General features: G+C 40.8%; 16 protein-coding genes, 1 tRNA gene and 1 rRNA gene. All 18 read right to left on the bottom strand.

The genetic code is table 11. From position 1 onward, the window contains the following. Positions 1–104: 104 nt before the first annotated feature. Positions 105–177: transfer RNA gene (locus SSAL8618_RS00995), tRNA-Ala, on the bottom strand. 54 nt (positions 178–231) lie between these two features. Further along, a 16S ribosomal RNA gene (locus SSAL8618_RS00990) occupies positions 232–1,779 on the bottom strand. A 379-nt stretch (positions 1,780–2,158) separates the two neighbouring features. Continuing rightward, positions 2,159–2,632, bottom strand: coding sequence for an ECF transporter S component (locus SSAL8618_RS00985; RefSeq protein ID WP_022496745.1), 474 nt, complete (start codon positions 2,630–2,632; stop codon positions 2,159–2,161). Continuing rightward, positions 2,622–3,383, bottom strand: coding sequence for a bifunctional hydroxymethylpyrimidine kinase/phosphomethylpyrimidine kinase (locus SSAL8618_RS00980; RefSeq protein ID WP_022496746.1), 762 nt, complete (start codon positions 3,381–3,383; stop codon positions 2,622–2,624). The genes SSAL8618_RS00985 and SSAL8618_RS00980 overlap by 11 nt, the downstream gene beginning before the upstream one ends. Beyond that, a complete protein-coding gene (gene truA / locus SSAL8618_RS00975; protein ID WP_022496747.1) occupies positions 3,376–4,122 on the bottom strand; it encodes a tRNA pseudouridine(38-40) synthase TruA in 747 nt (248 codons plus the stop codon). Before truA ends, SSAL8618_RS00980 begins: the two co-directional genes overlap by 8 nt. Positions 4,123–4,228: 106 nt before the next feature. Next, positions 4,229–5,362: a molecular chaperone DnaJ gene (gene dnaJ / locus SSAL8618_RS00970; RefSeq protein ID WP_002886399.1), complete on the bottom strand. Its 1,134-nt coding sequence runs from the start codon at positions 5,360–5,362 to the stop codon at positions 4,229–4,231. 154 nt (positions 5,363–5,516) lie between these two features. After that, positions 5,517–6,149 carry a DJ-1/PfpI family protein gene (locus SSAL8618_RS00965; protein WP_022496748.1) on the bottom strand — a complete coding sequence of 211 codons (633 nt, stop codon included), beginning with the start codon at positions 6,147–6,149 and terminating at the stop codon, positions 5,517–5,519. Between the two features lie 173 nt (positions 6,150–6,322). Continuing rightward, positions 6,323–8,146, bottom strand: a complete 1,824-nt coding sequence (gene dnaK / locus SSAL8618_RS00960; protein WP_002886397.1) for a molecular chaperone DnaK — start codon at positions 8,144–8,146, stop codon at positions 6,323–6,325. Between the two features lie 85 nt (positions 8,147–8,231). Further along, positions 8,232–8,756, bottom strand: a complete 525-nt coding sequence (gene grpE / locus SSAL8618_RS00955; RefSeq protein ID WP_002886396.1) for a nucleotide exchange factor GrpE — start codon at positions 8,754–8,756, stop codon at positions 8,232–8,234. Between the two features lie 38 nt (positions 8,757–8,794). After that, positions 8,795–9,829 carry a heat-inducible transcriptional repressor HrcA gene (gene hrcA / locus SSAL8618_RS00950; RefSeq protein ID WP_038675154.1) on the bottom strand — a complete coding sequence of 345 codons (1,035 nt, stop codon included), beginning with the start codon at positions 9,827–9,829 and terminating at the stop codon, positions 8,795–8,797. A gap of 192 nt (positions 9,830–10,021) precedes the next feature. After that, positions 10,022–10,603, bottom strand: a complete 582-nt coding sequence (locus SSAL8618_RS00945; RefSeq protein WP_004182173.1) for a glycoside hydrolase family 73 protein — start codon at positions 10,601–10,603, stop codon at positions 10,022–10,024. Continuing rightward, positions 10,600–11,397, bottom strand: a complete 798-nt coding sequence (locus tag SSAL8618_RS00940) for a M15 family metallopeptidase (RefSeq protein ID WP_004182163.1) — start codon at positions 11,395–11,397, stop codon at positions 10,600–10,602. The genes SSAL8618_RS00945 and SSAL8618_RS00940 overlap by 4 nt, the downstream gene beginning before the upstream one ends. Beyond that, a complete protein-coding gene (locus tag SSAL8618_RS00935) occupies positions 11,384–12,088 on the bottom strand; it encodes a histidine phosphatase family protein (protein WP_004182152.1) in 705 nt (234 codons plus the stop codon). Before SSAL8618_RS00935 ends, SSAL8618_RS00940 begins: the two co-directional genes overlap by 14 nt. 115 nt (positions 12,089–12,203) lie before the next feature. Further along, entirely contained in the window at positions 12,204–13,541 is a 1,338-nt protein-coding gene (locus tag SSAL8618_RS00930) for a PFL family protein (RefSeq protein ID WP_022496753.1), read from the bottom strand. A gap of 17 nt (positions 13,542–13,558) precedes the next feature. Next, positions 13,559–13,825, bottom strand: a complete 267-nt coding sequence (locus SSAL8618_RS00925) for an ACT domain-containing protein (protein ID WP_003092287.1) — start codon at positions 13,823–13,825, stop codon at positions 13,559–13,561. A 322-nt stretch (positions 13,826–14,147) separates the two neighbouring features. Continuing rightward, positions 14,148–15,365, bottom strand: a complete 1,218-nt coding sequence (locus SSAL8618_RS00920) for a CapA family protein (protein ID WP_004182155.1) — start codon at positions 15,363–15,365, stop codon at positions 14,148–14,150. Positions 15,366–15,529: 164 nt separating this feature from the next. Further along, positions 15,530–16,366: a class B sortase, LPKTxAVK-specific gene (srtB, locus tag SSAL8618_RS00915; RefSeq protein ID WP_004182180.1), complete on the bottom strand. Its 837-nt coding sequence runs from the start codon at positions 16,364–16,366 to the stop codon at positions 15,530–15,532. Positions 16,367–16,452: 86 nt separating this feature from the next. Continuing rightward, complete coding sequence (locus tag SSAL8618_RS00910; RefSeq protein WP_002889684.1) at positions 16,453–16,866, bottom strand: LPKTxAVK-anchored surface protein; 414 nt, start codon at positions 16,864–16,866, stop codon at positions 16,453–16,455. Positions 16,867–16,943 lie beyond the last annotated feature (77 nt).

Genomic DNA, 16,943 nt, shown 5'->3' with positions numbered 1-16,943 from the left:
TTTCGGTTTATTTTCTTGTTACTATCTATATGTATTTAATTACATATGGAATTTGATATAGATATTCAATTTTCAATGGACAATACTTGAATCTTTCGATTCAATGGAGCCTAGCGGGATCGAACCGCTGACCTCCTGCGTGCAAAGCAGGCGCTCTCCCAGCTGAGCTAAGGCCCCACAAGACCTCTCAAAACTAAATAAGAAACTCAAGTACATTCCGTTTTTCCTTAGAAAGGAGGTGATCCAGCCGCACCTTCCGATACGGCTACCTTGTTACGACTTCACCCCAATCATCTATCCCACCTTAGGCGGCTGGCTCCAAAAGGTTACCTCACCGACTTCGGGTGTTACAAACTCTCGTGGTGTGACGGGCGGTGTGTACAAGGCCCGGGAACGTATTCACCGCGGCGTGCTGATCCGCGATTACTAGCGATTCCGACTTCATGTAGGCGAGTTGCAGCCTACAATCCGAACTGAGATTGGCTTTAAGAGATTAGCTTGCCGTCACCGACTCGCAACTCGTTGTACCAACCATTGTAGCACGTGTGTAGCCCAGGTCATAAGGGGCATGATGATTTGACGTCATCCCCACCTTCCTCCGGTTTATTACCGGCAGTCTCGCTAGAGTGCCCAACTGAATGATGGCAACTAACAATAGGGGTTGCGCTCGTTGCGGGACTTAACCCAACATCTCACGACACGAGCTGACGACAACCATGCACCACCTGTCACCGATGTACCGAAGTAACTTTCTATCTCTAGAAATAGCATCGGGATGTCAAGACCTGGTAAGGTTCTTCGCGTTGCTTCGAATTAAACCACATGCTCCACCGCTTGTGCGGGCCCCCGTCAATTCCTTTGAGTTTCAACCTTGCGGTCGTACTCCCCAGGCGGAGTGCTTAATGCGTTAGCTGCGGCACTGAATCCCGGAAAGGATCCAACACCTAGCACTCATCGTTTACGGCGTGGACTACCAGGGTATCTAATCCTGTTCGCTCCCCACGCTTTCGAGCCTCAGCGTCAGTTACAGACCAGAGAGCCGCTTTCGCCACCGGTGTTCCTCCATATATCTACGCATTTCACCGCTACACATGGAATTCCACTCTCCCCTTCTGCACTCAAGTTTGACAGTTTCCAAAGCGAACTATGGTTGAGCCACAGCCTTTAACTTCAGACTTATCAAACCGCCTGCGCTCGCTTTACGCCCAATAAATCCGGACAACGCTCGGGACCTACGTATTACCGCGGCTGCTGGCACGTAGTTAGCCGTCCCTTTCTGGTAAGCTACCGTCACAGTGTGAACTTTCCACTCTCACACTCGTTCTTGACTTACAACAGAGCTTTACGATCCGAAAACCTTCTTCACTCACGCGGCGTTGCTCGGTCAGGGTTGCCCCCATTGCCGAAGATTCCCTACTGCTGCCTCCCGTAGGAGTCTGGGCCGTGTCTCAGTCCCAGTGTGGCCGATCACCCTCTCAGGTCGGCTATGTATCGTCGCCTAGGTGAGCCGTTACCTCACCTACTAGCTAATACAACGCAGGTCCATCTTGTAGTGGAGCAATTGCCCCTTTCAAATAAATGACATGTGTCATCCATTGTTATGCGGTATTAGCTATCGTTTCCAATAGTTATCCCCCGCTACAAGGCAGGTTACCTACGCGTTACTCACCCGTTCGCAACTCATCCAAGAAGAGCAAGCTCCTCTCTTCAGCGTTCTACTTGCATGTATTAGGCACGCCGCCAGCGTTCGTCCTGAGCCAGGATCAAACTCTCATTAAAAACTTTAATAATTGTTCGAGCGTTAACTCATTACCGTCGTCTGACGATTTATTCTTGTAAATTGACAGGTTATAATTCTTCTATCATAACCCTGCACTTGGTTTCTTATTCAGTTCTCAAAGGTCTTTGTCTCTCTTAAGACAACTTCTATATTCTAGCAAATCTAGAACACCTTGTCAACACTTTTTTGAAGTTTTTTTTACTTCTCGTGTCCGCTGTCTCTCCCGAAACAGCTTATTTATAATATCATCTCTGACCTGTCTTGTCAATAACTTTTTTAAAGTTTTGGAACCTTTTCAAGTTTGTGGCAAGTCAGTTAAGACAACTTTTATATCTTATCACCCAAATCAATGCTTGTCAATAGGGTTTAGTAAAGCTATTAATCTTTTTTTGATTGAACTTTTTTGAATCCTTGATACAATACCCATCCAACGACTAGGCCAAGAGCATTTTGGCAGAAATTAGGAATCACTTCTGCGATTGAAGCTCCTGTTCCATACATAAATACTGAAGCAAGTGCATAACCACCCACCATCACAATTGTAGCAATCAGAAGGCCTAGGATACGATAGTTACCTTTAAATCCAGCAAAATAACCTTGTGCACCATGGATTAACAAACTAATAAACATCCATTGCGGAGCAGATGATAGCAAATCTATCAAAAATGCAGATAGTCCTCCCACAATTGCCCCTTCTTTCTTGCCAAGATAAAAGGCTGTGAAGTAGATTCCTGCATCTACCAAAGTTAAAAGCCCTGTTGGAGTCGGAATTTTAGCTACGAATCCAAAGGTCACTGATAAAGCTGTTAAGATAGCTAATAATGTTAGCTCTTTTGTTTTCTTATTTTGCATATTGAACTACTCCAAATTCATTTGATTGTTTAATTGATTCATAAACAAAGGCTTTAGCATTTGCCACAGCTTCAGTTTCTGAACACCCTTTAACTAATTCACTAGCTATACTCGAAGCAAATGTACACCCTGCACCGGTATTGTTTTTGTCTAGCACAGCTTCTTCAAACAATTTGTAATCTGTTCCATCATAAAAGACATCTATCGCTTTATTACCATCCAAGCGGTTTCCACCTTTGACAACGACAGTCTTAGCACCTAATTCATTGAGATAGCTAGCGGCATGCTTCATATCATCAAGAGTCTTAACCTTTCTATCTATAAGCAGTTCGACTTCAGGTAAGTTCGGAGTGATAACCGTGATATAAGGGAAAAATTTAACCAATTCATCACGTAGTTGAGAAACTTCAACGTCATGAGTCTCCTTACATACTAAAACGGGATCCAAGACAATTGGAATATCAGAATGTTTTTTAACAAAATCCAACGTTAATTCTGCGATTTCAACGTTAGGCAACAAACCAATTTTAATTGCTGAAAATGGGACATCTTTTAGTGAGTCAAGTTGTTGTTTAAAAACATTAGTATCAACCGGAATGACCTCAAAACCATTCTCAGTCATAGCTGTTAGACAGGTAAGGGCCACAAATCCATGCTGTTTATTAGTGGTAAATGTCGCTAAATCTGCATGAAGTCCGCCACCACTAAAAATATCATTCCCTGAAATCGCTAAAATCAATTCATCACTCATATCTAATCTCCTTCAAATATAACCCATTTCCTGCTGCCGTTGGTCCTGCAAGATTACGATTACGACTTTCCAACACTGTCTTAACTTGCGAAACAGGCATGCGACCATTTCCAATCTTCAACAAGGTGCCGACCATATTTCTAACTTGCTTATAGAGAAAACCATTGCCAGAAAAAGTAAAGATATAAAATCCAGTTTTCTCATCGATAGATACACTAGCTTGTGTAATTGTGCGTACTTTATTTTCTACAGAAGTTCCTGAAGCTGTGAAGCCTGTAAAATCATGTGTGCCGACCAAATCCTTAGCAGCCTCCTGCATAGGTGCTAAACTTAAAGGGTAGGGATAGTGGGTCGCATAATTACGCATCATAGGGTTCTTAGGTCGTCCTGCATCTACTAGAAACTCATAAGTTTTACTATGTTTATTGTATCGTGCATGAAATTCTTCTGATACAAGTTCAATACTAACAACATCAATATCATCTGGACATTGCGTATCTAAACCAAAACGTAACTTCTCTGGATCCCGCTTCTGGGGCAAGTCGAAGTGGATAACTTGTCCATAGGCATGAACACCTGCATCTGTACGCCCCGCTCCATGAACGGTGACAGGTGTACCACTATTTAACCGTAAAAGAGTCTTTTCAAGCTCTTCTTGAATAGAACGTGCATTTGGTTGTCTTTGAAAACCTGAGAAAAGTGTACCATCATAGGAAATTATCGCTTTGTATCTAACCATAAAATTATCATATCAGATTTTTTCAAGGATAAAAAGTAGGTCGATTAGCAACTGACCCCAGACAATTTTTTGACATAAAGAAAAAGACGCCTTCAGCGTCCTTCCTTTATAAATCTTCTAAGGCATCCTTTACTTTATTGAAGAAACCTTTTTTCTGTGGTGCGATTTTTTCATCTCCACTTGCCTTGGCGAATGCAAGGAGAGCTTCTTTTTGAGCATCGTTTAGCTTCGTAGGAGTTACAATCTTAACTGTAACGTGTTGGTCTCCTTGTGAACCTCCACGAAGACGTGGAGCACCCTTTCCTTTTAGACGGAAAGTTTTGCCTGTTTGAGTTCCTGCTGGAATGGTCATCTCAACATTTCCGTGAACTGTTGGTACTTCGACAGTATCACCAAGAGCAGCTTGGACAAAGGAAATGTTAAGTGTATAGTAAATTGTTGATCCATCACGAGTAAACTTATCACTTGGATTAACATTGATGATTACAAAGAGGTCTCCATAAGGACCACCATTGAAACCAGCTTCACCTTGACCCGCAAGACGGATTTGTTGACCTGTTTCAACACCTGCTGGAATCTTGACAGATACTTTATGGCTTTGTTTTTCATGTCCTGTTCCATGACAAGTTTGACATGGCTCTTTAATTTCTTGACCTGTTCCATGACAGACATCACAGGTTACTTGACGACGCATCATACCAAGTGGTGTTTGCGTATCGACATTGATAACCCCTTGACCATGACAGCGACCACAAGTTACAGGGCTTGTTCCAGGTTTTGCACCAGATCCCGAACATGTCTTACATGTTGCTTCACGATTGTAGTGAACTTCTTTTTCGGCACCAAAAATCGCTTCTTCGAAGCTTAGGTTGACACGGTACTGAAGATCATCACCTTGACGTGGAGCATTTGGGTTACGAGTAGCACCACCACCAAAGAAGCTAGAGAAGATATCCTCAAAGCCACCAAAGCCTGCACCACCATCGAAGCCACCAAAGCCTCCTTGACCTCCAAAACCATTCGCACCATCTGGTCCGTATTGGTCATAGGCTGCACGTTTTTGGTCATCACTTAAAGTTTCATAGGCCTCTTGGACCTCTTTATATTTTTCTTCCGCACCTGGTTCTTTATTAATATCTGGGTGGTATTTCTTAGACATCTTACGATAGGCACGTTTAATTTCATCTTGAGAGGCATCCTTAGATACCCCAAGACGATCGTAATATTCGGTATTGTTCATACAAGATACTAAGAGCGAACAGAAAGCGACTGAAATTTAGGAAACCGACAAGAAATCATGATTTCTTAGGAGGTTTATCTAATTTCCTAGCTTTCCGCTCGTGTTCAATTCCTCGAACACTCTTTGTTCCTTTCTATAATTTTCATGTAAATCTTTAGAGGGTCTTTTCTATACTTCGCTTCACTTCATCAAACTCTTCGTCTGATAGAGTAAATATCAAATCCTCTTCAGCGTACTCGTTCTGTTCTTTAAAATAGTTGTCCGTATAATCTGACAACCCTAGACTAAGAATCACTTTTCTTGCAAACTCTTGATGTGCAAAGCCTATGGCTGTAATGATTTTTTTATCTTGTACAACCACTTTAGGTTGGAAATTTTCACGTGGAAGAAATTCAAAATAGTCAAAGAAGTTTTGCCAAATTCCACCTGTAAATTTCGTGTCCTTCAACAGACCTGCTTTTGCTAATAAAAGAGGCGCTGAAGAAATGGCTGCAATGAGGATACCTTGCTCACCAAGGCCCCTCAAGAACGAAATCAATTTCTCATCCTGTAGGGCAGGTCCTATGTTGACCATTCCTGGCAAAATCACGCAAGAATAATCTTCTATACGTACTTGATCCAATGTTTTCGTCGGTTGACAGGGCAAGCCGTCCTCAGATACCACAATCGAATAATCTGAGGCTACATAATCAATCGTTATATCGAAAGACAGAGCTAAAGTACTCGTTAAAGAGGCTATCTCGTAGAGAGAAAAATTAGGATAAATGATACAAAGCACTTTTTTCATAAGCGACATCCTCTATTTTACCGAAAAACAGAGGCTGGTTTGCAACCTCTGGATTTCTTTTTATCATTTACTAGCTAAGCTCAACACCTTACCGAACTGAGCACGCCCTAACCTCTTGGTGAAAAAGAGAAATCTTCCTATTTTCACTGTGAGGCTTTAACGGACTTTGCATCTTACTTTTCAGTAAACTCTCCGTCTACAACATCGTCGCCTGAGTTGTCTGCTGTTTGTGCACCTTCTGCTCCTGCTTGAGCTTGTTGTGCTGCTGCAGCTTGTTCGTAAAGTTTAACTGCAAGAGCTTGAGCTTTTTCGTTAAGAGCTTCCAATTTAGCCTTCATGTCATCAAGATTGCCTGATTCTTGAGCTTTCTTAAGGTCATCAAGAGCTGATTGAGCAGCATCACGTTCTGTGTCGAAGCCTTTACCTTCTGTTTCTTTGATTGTTTTTTCAGTCGCAAAGATAGCTTGGTCAACTTCGTTACGAAGATCTACTTCTTCTTTACGTTTTGCATCTGCTTCAGCATTTGCTTCAGCATCTTTCATCATCTTTTCAATTTCTTCGTCTGTCAAACCAGAGTTAGATTGGATGACAATTGTTTGTTCTTTTTGAGTTCCAAGGTCTTTAGCTTTAACAGATACGATACCGTTCTTATCAATATCGAAAGTAACTTCGATTTGTGGGATACCACGAGGTGCAGCTGGGATATCAGTCAATTGGAAACGTCCAAGAGTCTTGTTATCCGCTGCCATTGGGCGTTCCCCTTGAAGAACGTGGATATCAACAGCTGGTTGGTTATCTGCTGCAGTTGAGAAGACTTGTGATTTAGATGTTGGAATAGTAGTGTTGCGGTCAATAAGTTTTGTGAACACTCCACCCATTGTTTCGATACCAAGTGACAATGGAGTTACATCAAGAAGGACAACGTCTTTGACATCACCAGTGATAACACCACCTTGGATAGCAGCACCCATGGCAACTACTTCATCAGGGTTAACTGATTTGTTTGGTTCTTTACCAGTTTCAGCTTTAACAGCTTCTACAACGGCAGGGATACGAGTTGAACCACCGACAAGGATAACTTCGTCAATATCTGACAAGCTCAAACCTGCATCTGAAAGGGCTTGACGAACTGGAGTTTTCGTACGTTCTACAAGGTCACGAGTCAAATCATCGAATTTCGCACGAGTCAATGTCATTTCCAAGTGAAGAGGTCCAGCCTCACCAGCAGTGATGAATGGCAAGCTGATTTGTGTTGAAGTAACACCAGAAAGGTCTTTCTTAGCTTTTTCAGCTGCATCTTTCAAGCGTTGAAGAGCCATCTTGTCTGTTGACAAGTCGATTCCATTTTCTTTCTTGAATTCTTCAACCATGTGGTCGATGATTTTTTGGTCAAAGTCATCACCACCGAGTTTGTTATCCCCTGCAGTTGCCAACACGTCAAAGACACCGTCACCAAGTTCAAGGATAGATACGTCGAATGTACCACCACCAAGGTCGAATACCAAGATTTTTTCTTCTTTATCAGTCTTATCCAAACCGTAAGCAAGAGCTGCTGCTGTTGGTTCGTTGACGATACGTTCTACTTCAAGACCAGCGATTTTACCAGCGTCTTTTGTTGCTTGACGTTGTGCATCGTTGAAGTAAGCAGGAACTGTGATAACTGCTTTAGTTACTTTTTCACCAAGGTAATCTTCAGCATAACCTTTCAAGTATTGAAGAATCATAGCTGAAATCTCTTGTGGTGTGTATTCTTTACCGTTTGCAGAAACTTTTTCAGAAGTACCCATCTTAGATTTGATAGAGATGATTGTATCTGGGTTTGTTACTGCTTGACGTTTTGCAGCGTCACCAACGATGATTTCACCGTTTTTGAATGACACAACAGATGGAGTTGTGCGGTTACCTTCTGGGTTTGCGATAATTTTTGATTCAGTTCCTTCAAGAACTGCTACTGCTGAGTTTGTTGTACCTAAGTCAATACCAATGATTTTAGACATATGTTTTTCCCCTTTTTACTTTAATTTCTATTTTGCTTTTTTATCTTTCATTCATAGTTTTCTGTCATTTCGGACAAGTTTTCAATTAATTATATACAACTACCATAGCTGGGCGTAAGACGCGTTCGTGGAGTTTATACCCTTTTTGGAAAACTTGTGCAATCGTGTCTGCTGGATGTTCATCATCTGCAGGCATTGTTTGAATTGCCATATGGAAGTTATGATCGAAATCACCATCTGCTGGAATTTCTTCAATTCCTTCCTCTTTAAGAGCATGCACTAAACTTTCTTGCACCATTTCCAAACCTTTTTTGACATCATCAGTCAAGCCCTCAACGGCAAGAGCACGTTCAAGGTTATCAAGTGATGGCAAAATCGCTTTTGCCAGATCTTGGCTACGATACTTTTGCAATTGTTGACGTTCTTCATTTGCACGTCGCTGAATGTTTTGCATTTCTGCATGGGCACGAAGGTATTTGTTTTCAAATTCTTCGGCACGCGCTTGGGCTTCTTCAAGTTCAGAAGGTTCGCTTACTTCCTCTACAACTTCTTCAGTTGTCTCCGTAGCTTCCTCTTCTTTCACTTCTTCTTTTTTAATATCTTCAGTCAAGGCATACACCTCTTTCTATACTTTTTAAATGTTATATCTTAGCTAACTTCATAATGGTTACTATTGAGGTAACGGTAATAATCCGTCAACTTCATAACCAAAACTCTACTAATAACATTGACCAAACTAACCATGCGACGATAATCCATTTCAACTGGACCAATCACATGCATGAGTGCCATCCCACGATAAGGAATCAGGAATTTATGACTCATAACTGTGACATTTTCAAGCGCTTCTTCAGTTGATTCTGCAACCGAAATCTTGGTCACTTCATCATCGGAGATAGCTGATCGAAGCTCAAGTGCCACATGTTGTGGATTGTCCAAAAATTGATAGGTTTTTAAGTCGGCATAAGTCAATGATGCAACCTTACCTTCGATGAAAATCAATTCCTTAAAAAGTTGTGAAAAGATATAATCAAACAAGTCTAAAACATTATCTGTTATTTTGAAATATTTTTGCACAATCTGAGGAATCTCAGTTCTCAATCGGTAATGGATATCTAAGACAGTGTTTCCCAAAAAACGTTCTTGAACAAGCTTATGAAGAATTTCCAAATCACTAGACAAGAAATTTTTTGGAATAGCAAATTGAACTGTCACAGGCTTAGATTCATCTAGAGTAAGAACCGCTAAAGCGTCGTGATTGGATAGATGAACAATGTCAAATCCAGTCAGACGTTGTCGTGTCGGTTCCACATCTTGAATCACTGCTGTACATCCTGTCATTTCTGCCAGCAGCTTCGCCGCTGCATCCAAGATATCTTCAAGTTTAAAGGCTTCAAAATCAAAGGCCTTGACCACTTGATAAACATCTTGTTGATCAATCGTATCAAGATTCAAAGAATTAGCGACGAAATACTGGAAACCTGCTCGGCTTGGCATACGCCCACTAGAAGTATGAGCTTTTTCAAGATAGCCCATTTTTTCAAGCTTGGCCATGTCATTACGAATGGTCGCTGAACTCGAATCAATTGATTCTTGTAATGCTTTAGAACCAACCGGTTCATGTGTACGAGTGAACATCTCAACTATCAAATTCAAAATAGTGTTTTGCCTTTGCGTAATCACGATGTCACCTCATTTCTATTTATTAGCACTCTAACACATCGACTGCTAACTTATGATTCTATTATACACCTAAACTTGAACATGTCAACCCAAAAAACCAAAAAATTAGCACTCTTATAAAAAGAGTGCTAAAAATACATCTTAAGACCTAGAAAAGCAAAAAAAGAGCACCTCAGAGGCACTCTAATCTTATCAATCATATTTTGACAAATGATAGGTCTCAATAATAGATATGAGGTGTTTGGCATAATCTGGATCACTGCTAAAACCCGCAGCTTGTAGTTTTTCTGCCGCAACTTTATAACTAGTCGTTCCTGCTACCTCTTTATAGGTCGACTCGCCCCATGTTCCTTGGCGAAGTTCTTCTAAATAAGTCATCATAGAACTTGACCAATCCTTAAAAACTGCAAAATCCACCTTTTGGTATTGCCATTTCCCTTTACTGTAGATACTATCCTTTAAACGAATACGTTCTTGACCTGGCTGAGCAGGGAGACTGTAGATGTTATGATATTTAACAGATAAAAGACTGCTACCATAATTTGACTCATATGCAGCTTGACTAAGGAGAATAGACGCAGGTACACCATAGTTTTTAGACATCTTTTGAGCTGTTGGAGCTAAGGTCTCAATAAATTCTTGCTGTGTGTAAGCAACCTTTACCGCACGAGCATTATCATCTGTAGAGGCATGAAGAATCAAAGGTAAGAGAATACCTAAAGCAAAAACAACAACTAAGGTAATGAAGGCTTTTAGTTTAAAACGTCGTCTCACTTAGCTTTCTCCTTTAATAATGCCAAATATTCTTCCAAAGTAAGATTATGTTCAGTCATATACTCTGCTGACTCTTTACCAACATAGCGGAAATGCCAATCCTCGTAGCCTACACCCGTTGACGATGTTTTACCATCTGGAAAACGAAGAACAAAGCCATATTTCGGCGCCAATTCTTTGACTTTAGCTACTGTATCTGGATCTGCTTCATTTAAGCTATCTACAGTACTCATATCAATCGCAAGACCTGTTTGGTGTTCACTCGCTCCTGGTGGTTGTGAATAGGTTTGAACCTTTTTCTCCGCCTGAGACTCCGTCAAACTTGGGTCAGCAGCCATTTCCTGCTGAACATAACTGTTATAAAGTTCAGTCTGATAAGCAACACTACGATAACCTGATATCAAGTGATAACTTGGATCAATTTCTTGAGCAGCTGCTAAAAACTCCTTAACGTTCTTAGCAATTCTTGCATCTACAGAAACACCATCGACATCAGCAATCTCAGGGTTAAGTTCTTTAGACTTATTATCTCGATTTACCAAAAGCAACTGCCAGTCTTTAGGCGATACATCAGGTAGTCCCTTTGCATCCTTGCTTTGAGTCGCATCGGTAGCTTGCTTACTACTTTTTGTTACTGACGATCCATTGGTTTGTTGGACTGTACGACTGACACCAAATACTGAATAAAGTCCTGCTACAACTAAAAGAACTGCAATCAAGACACTACTGATAACCAAAAACCAGTTGGTTTGCTTTTTCGCCTGACGGCGACTTGGATAGTTATTTTTTACCATTTTCTTTTTCTATTATCTCTCGCCCAACCTGACGATAAGTCATATCGCCAAGTGCTTCTAATGTAAATTTACCATTTTCATAAGCAACAACAGTAACCGAACCGTTGTCCAATGAAGGATGCTCGACAGAAGAATCAATTAACCAAGCAAAGGTTGCAATGGTCATACCGTGACTAACGACAATAGCATTACCGCCACCAGACCTCTCAAGATTTTCTGCAATAGCTGTGAACCCCTCTAAAATACGTTTTCTGAGCACTTCCCAAGGCTCTGCCCAACCAGCCGTATCCACATCAAGGATACCCTGTGCAAGCTCAGGATAAGTTACCTCATGCAAATCCTTACCTTGAAAAGCATCTGTTCTCGGTAGCACACCGTAGAAAAGTTCACCGTCATAGCCACCATCTAAACTACCAAAACACCACTCACGAATACGTTTGTCACGTTTATAAGGAATAGTTTCTAAACCCGTCTCACGTAAAATGATATCCATGGTTTGAATCGTTCGACCTGAATCACTAGAATATGCGACCTTGAAAGGAATACCTGCTGCTTTCAGACCTACCCCCAATTCACGAATACCTTCTTCACCGAACGGGGTCAAAGGGCTATCAGACCAACCTTGTGCACGACCAATGGTGTTAAACATAGTTTTGCCATGTCTCGCAATATACAACTTAACCTCACTCATAGCGCCCCTTCTTTCCGTCATTTTTGAATTCATTATAGCACAAATCCCCTCCACTATCTAGCCAGCGAGACCATCAGAAAATGCCTTACCAATTGGCAAAGCATTTAACATCCGCTTAGTTTTTAAAGCTGTGAACAGGAGCTGGGATTTGACCACCACGCGCAATGAAGTCAGCCGATGAAGCTTTGTTTACCTTCATTACTGGTGCATAACCAAGAAGACCACCAAGTTCCAACATGTCACCTTCCTTACCATAAGGAATGATACGAACAGCTGTTGTTTTCTGATTAATGACACCGATAGCCGCTTCATCAGCAATCATGGCCGCGATTGTTGTATCTGGCGTATCAGCAGGAATAGCAATCATGTCTAGACCAACAGAACAGATAGCTGTCATAGCTTCCAATTTTTCAAGGTTGATATGACCAGATTGAACCGCCGCAATCATACCTTCATCTTCAGAAACTGGAATAAAGGCACCTGACAAACCACCAACTTGGTTACATGCCATGATACCACCTTTTTTAACTTGGTCGTTAAGAAGGGCTAGAGCTGCAGTAGTACCATGCGTACCAACAACTTCAAGACCCATAGCTTCAAGTACACGGGCTACTGAATCACCAACTGCTGGTGTTGGCGCAAGAGACAAATCTACAATACCGAACTCGACACCAAGGCGTTCGCTGGCCATTTGACCAACCAACTGACCAACACGTGTGATTTTGAAGGCGGTCTTCTTAACTGTTTCAGCTAAAACATCGAAACTTTCGCCCGGAACTTTCTCAACTGCACGTTGCACAACACCAGGACCTGAAACCCCAACATTGATTACAACATCAGCCTCACCAACACCGTGGAAGGCACCTGCCATAAATGGATTATCTTCAACCGCATTAGCAAAGACCACCAATTTACCTGGGCCCATTGGATCTGCCTCAGAAGCCTCTTTGATGATACGTCCCATGTCACGTACCGCTGTCATGTTAATACCAGTCTTTGTTGAACCAATGTTGACAGATGAGCAGACAAAATCAGTCTCTGCAAGCGCACGTGGAATAGAATTAATAAGAATCTTATCACCTTTTTGGTAGCCCTTTTGAACGAGTGCAGAGAAACCACCAATAAAGTTAACACCGATTTCCTTAGCTGCTCGGTCTAACGCCTTCGCAAAAGGTACATAGTCTGTTGCATCTGTTGCCGCACCGATGATTGAGATCGGAGTAACAGACACACGTTTATTAACAATCGGAATACCAAGTTCAGCCGCAATCTCGTCACCAACAGCTACCAAATTCTTAGCCTTAGATACAATCTTGTTATAGACTTTTTCCGCCGCCTTATCGATATCTGAATCGATACAGTCTAGGAGTGAAATCCCCATGGTAATGGTACGAACATCAAAGTTCTGCTCCTCAATCATGGCAATGGTTTCTGTGACCTGTTTAATATCCATTTTAAGCTACTCCTATCTTACAAGTTGTGCATAGCATCAAAAATTGCTGAACTTTGGATGTTGATTTTAACGTTCAATGACTCTCCAAAGGCTTCCAATTCAGCACGTAGGTGTGTAAAATCTTGTTTGTCTTCCGATGATACAACCGCCATCATGGTAAAGAATTCATCAAGAACTGTTTGAGAAATATCATCAATATTCAAGCCAAGTTCTGCCACCTTAGTCGCAACACCCGCAACAATACCTGCTTTGTCCTTACCTACAACTGTAATAATCGCTTTCATGAGAAGCCTCCATCATTTTATTTTGTATAATTTTAGCATATTTTGATTAAAAATGCTATTTTTTATGAAATTTGCATCTTTTTTCTTGAAAAAGACGAATGTTTCCGAGGAATTTAACTAATATCGTTTATAAAAATATCCTCTCTCTGACCCAACTACTTGTGGATAAACTTGTTCACAACCTAAATAATTTCCTTCTTTTAAAACCTTGAAAAATCAAGATTCAACACTATCGACAGACTTTTCCACACCTGTGGATAAGTCTGTGGGTAACTTGTCGATAAACAAAAAAATATCGCCAAATTCAGGCGATATCTTAGCTTTATTTCCATTTTAAATTAACATGGGCATTCATTTCTTTATAAGCAGTATCTATACGCTCTTTGGTTTCTTCATCTAGTTTATTTCTATATTTACCACCTTTAATGAAATCCTCTAAAATATAAGTTTGGTAAGTATACAAAGGGTATCCCTCTGGCGAACTCGTTCCTTTAGGCGTACGGTTAACCCAAGTCGGATGTGCTTGAGCAGTCTTAATCGTGGTTTGACCATTCTTTTTCTCAAGGGTGACATCCATTAAGACACCCCTCTCTGTCCACTCTGCGCTATCCACACCATCCATTGTCTCTATACGTTGGTTAGAAATGAAATTCCCCATTGAGTAAATAATAAGTTTTTGCTGTCCATCTTTTTTAACCACCTCAGAAGGCTCTACCACATGAGGATGACCTCCAAAGATAATATCAGCACCCCAATCAATCATCTTATGATAGAGTTTAACCTGTTCATCTGTCGGTTCCAAACGATATTCAACACCCATCTGAGGCATGATAACCGTGATATCTGCTTCTTTTTCGGCACGCTGAATCTCGGCTTTCATACGTTTTTCATCCAAATTCGATAAGTGGTCTGCAACCTCTTTATCCGTCAAGTTCGACTCTAGACCATTGTAACCATAAGCATAGGAAAGTATTGCAACTTTGATACCATTAACATTCTTGATGAGCAGTGGCGCCTTGTCTCGCACCGGCTTTTCGTAAACACCAATAGGATCAATTCCCACTTTTTTAAAAGCATCAGCCGTTGTAAAAGCTCCCTCTAAGCCAGAATCCAAGATATGATTATGAGCCAAATCCATAACATCATAGCCAGCATCCTTGATAGCTGCTGTCACTGATTGAGGAGCATTAAACAGAGGATAGCCTGACAAAGGATAATCAGGGTTAATCGTTCCCTCAAAATCACCCAAGACCAAATCAGCCTGCTGTAACCACGGCTTCACATAAGTAAAATTCTCCGTGAAATCATAGCTACCATCTGACTGAAGGGCACTCATATAGAGACCGTCATGATAGAGCAAGTCCCCATTAGCCATGATACGTGCTGTCTGTACCTGGTTCGAGGCATTCTTTTGCTGTTCGTTCTTACTATGAACAATTAAAATCTCAAGAAAAAGCAAACCTAAGACGAGAGCAATCAACCCCATCAAAATCTTATTAGTCATCGCATTGTCACGCTTTTTAGCCTGGCTCTGTTTCATAATACTCTCCTTTTTCATACTTCTAGTGTACCAAAAAAACTTATCCATTGATGATAAAAAAGATTAATAAACGGTTACATCTCAATTCCATGACGATTGAAAGCATCTGTTTTCTTAGACAAGATAAAAACTCTACTTCATACGAAGTAGAGTTCTGTTAATAATTAACGTGTTGGTGTGTATTCCAAATCTTTACCATGTTTAGCTACAAAATCAGACATTTCAGAGTCTGGAATTTGACGCAAGTAGAGATTAGCACGAATCGTTTCATCTTCCTCACGACAAGTCGAAAGAACGAGGTATTTATCCGAAGCATTAACCTTCAAATCCTTGTTTTTAACACTTGCTTGATCATAGATGATATCCAACTGTTGTTTAAAGTCTTTATCACTTTCAAATGATGTACGATAGAAAGCTGTGTCTTCAGGCACAATTACCATAGCAAGTGCTTCATAATAATACTTACGTTGAGGCGTCTCAATAACAACATATTTGTGTTTATCAAAGAACGACTGATCACTATAGTAGTTAACATCGTTGAACATACGACTATCAGCAACCTTACTTCCTCGAGCATGACCGAAGAGCCAAGTCAAACGATCGCTGAAATCTTTCTTATTGTCTGTATCCATGAAGACCGTTCCCAAATATGGAACGTTTCCTCCATCAAATGTTTTATCTAAGTAGGTTGAATTGTCCGTTGTTTGAACAACTGGCTCATCCAATTTAGTCCCTGGTGCATAGACATAAGCGATAGTATCAGGGTTTGTCGCCTCAAGACCATCAAATTTATTTTTGAGGTAGGCTTTCTCCTCATCTGAAACTTTATAAGTGTTTGCTTTTTTAGTCGTTAAAACACTCTTAACACCATTAGAGGACGATGCTGTCGGAGACATAAACTGGAAGCCAAGGAAGATAGCCAAAGCAGCAATGACTAAGGCTGAAATCCCAGCAATCAGTTTTTTGCGAGATCCAGTAGATTTACGATTATGATTACTCATGAAATGTCAAATCCTTTTCTTTATCCATAGAAAAATATCACCGAAGCTCTAGCCCCAGTGATATTCTTTTTAGCAATAGCAGTTAATTATTTAACAGCTGCTGTGTTTGGAAGAGCTTTAGCTTCAGCTTTAGCTGCTGGAGCTTTCTTTTCTGCAGCTTTAACAGCTTTAGCTTCTTCTTTAGCGTCTTTGTTAGCGTTAGCTTTATCAGTAACTACAAACTCATCTTTGATGATGTTTCCGTTAGCATCACGTTTTGGTTCGATGTGTTCACCAGCATCTTCAAATTTTTGTTTAGTTGAATCTGCGTCAACGTTGTTAAGACCATCTTTAGCAGCTTGAGTAAGACCACCTTCGTTGTTTGTGAAGAAGTCACCACCAGTTGCTTCAGTTTTGTTATCAAGGTTTCCAGTGTGAACGTTACCGTCGTTAGCGAAAACTGCTGCTGATGAAGCGAATACTGCAAGAACTGCAGCTGATGTAAGCAATACTTTTTTCATAATTGTTTCTCCTCTAATGGATTATTATATATTTAGTATCAGGACCTCCCTGACATCTATAGATTATAACACTATCT

This window comes from Streptococcus salivarius (genome assembly GCF_000785515.1).
GTDB classification, from domain to species: domain Bacteria; phylum Bacillota; class Bacilli; order Lactobacillales; family Streptococcaceae; genus Streptococcus; species Streptococcus salivarius.
The sequence above is the reverse complement of the archived record's forward strand: the minus strand, read 5'-3'. Positions and strand labels throughout refer to the sequence as shown.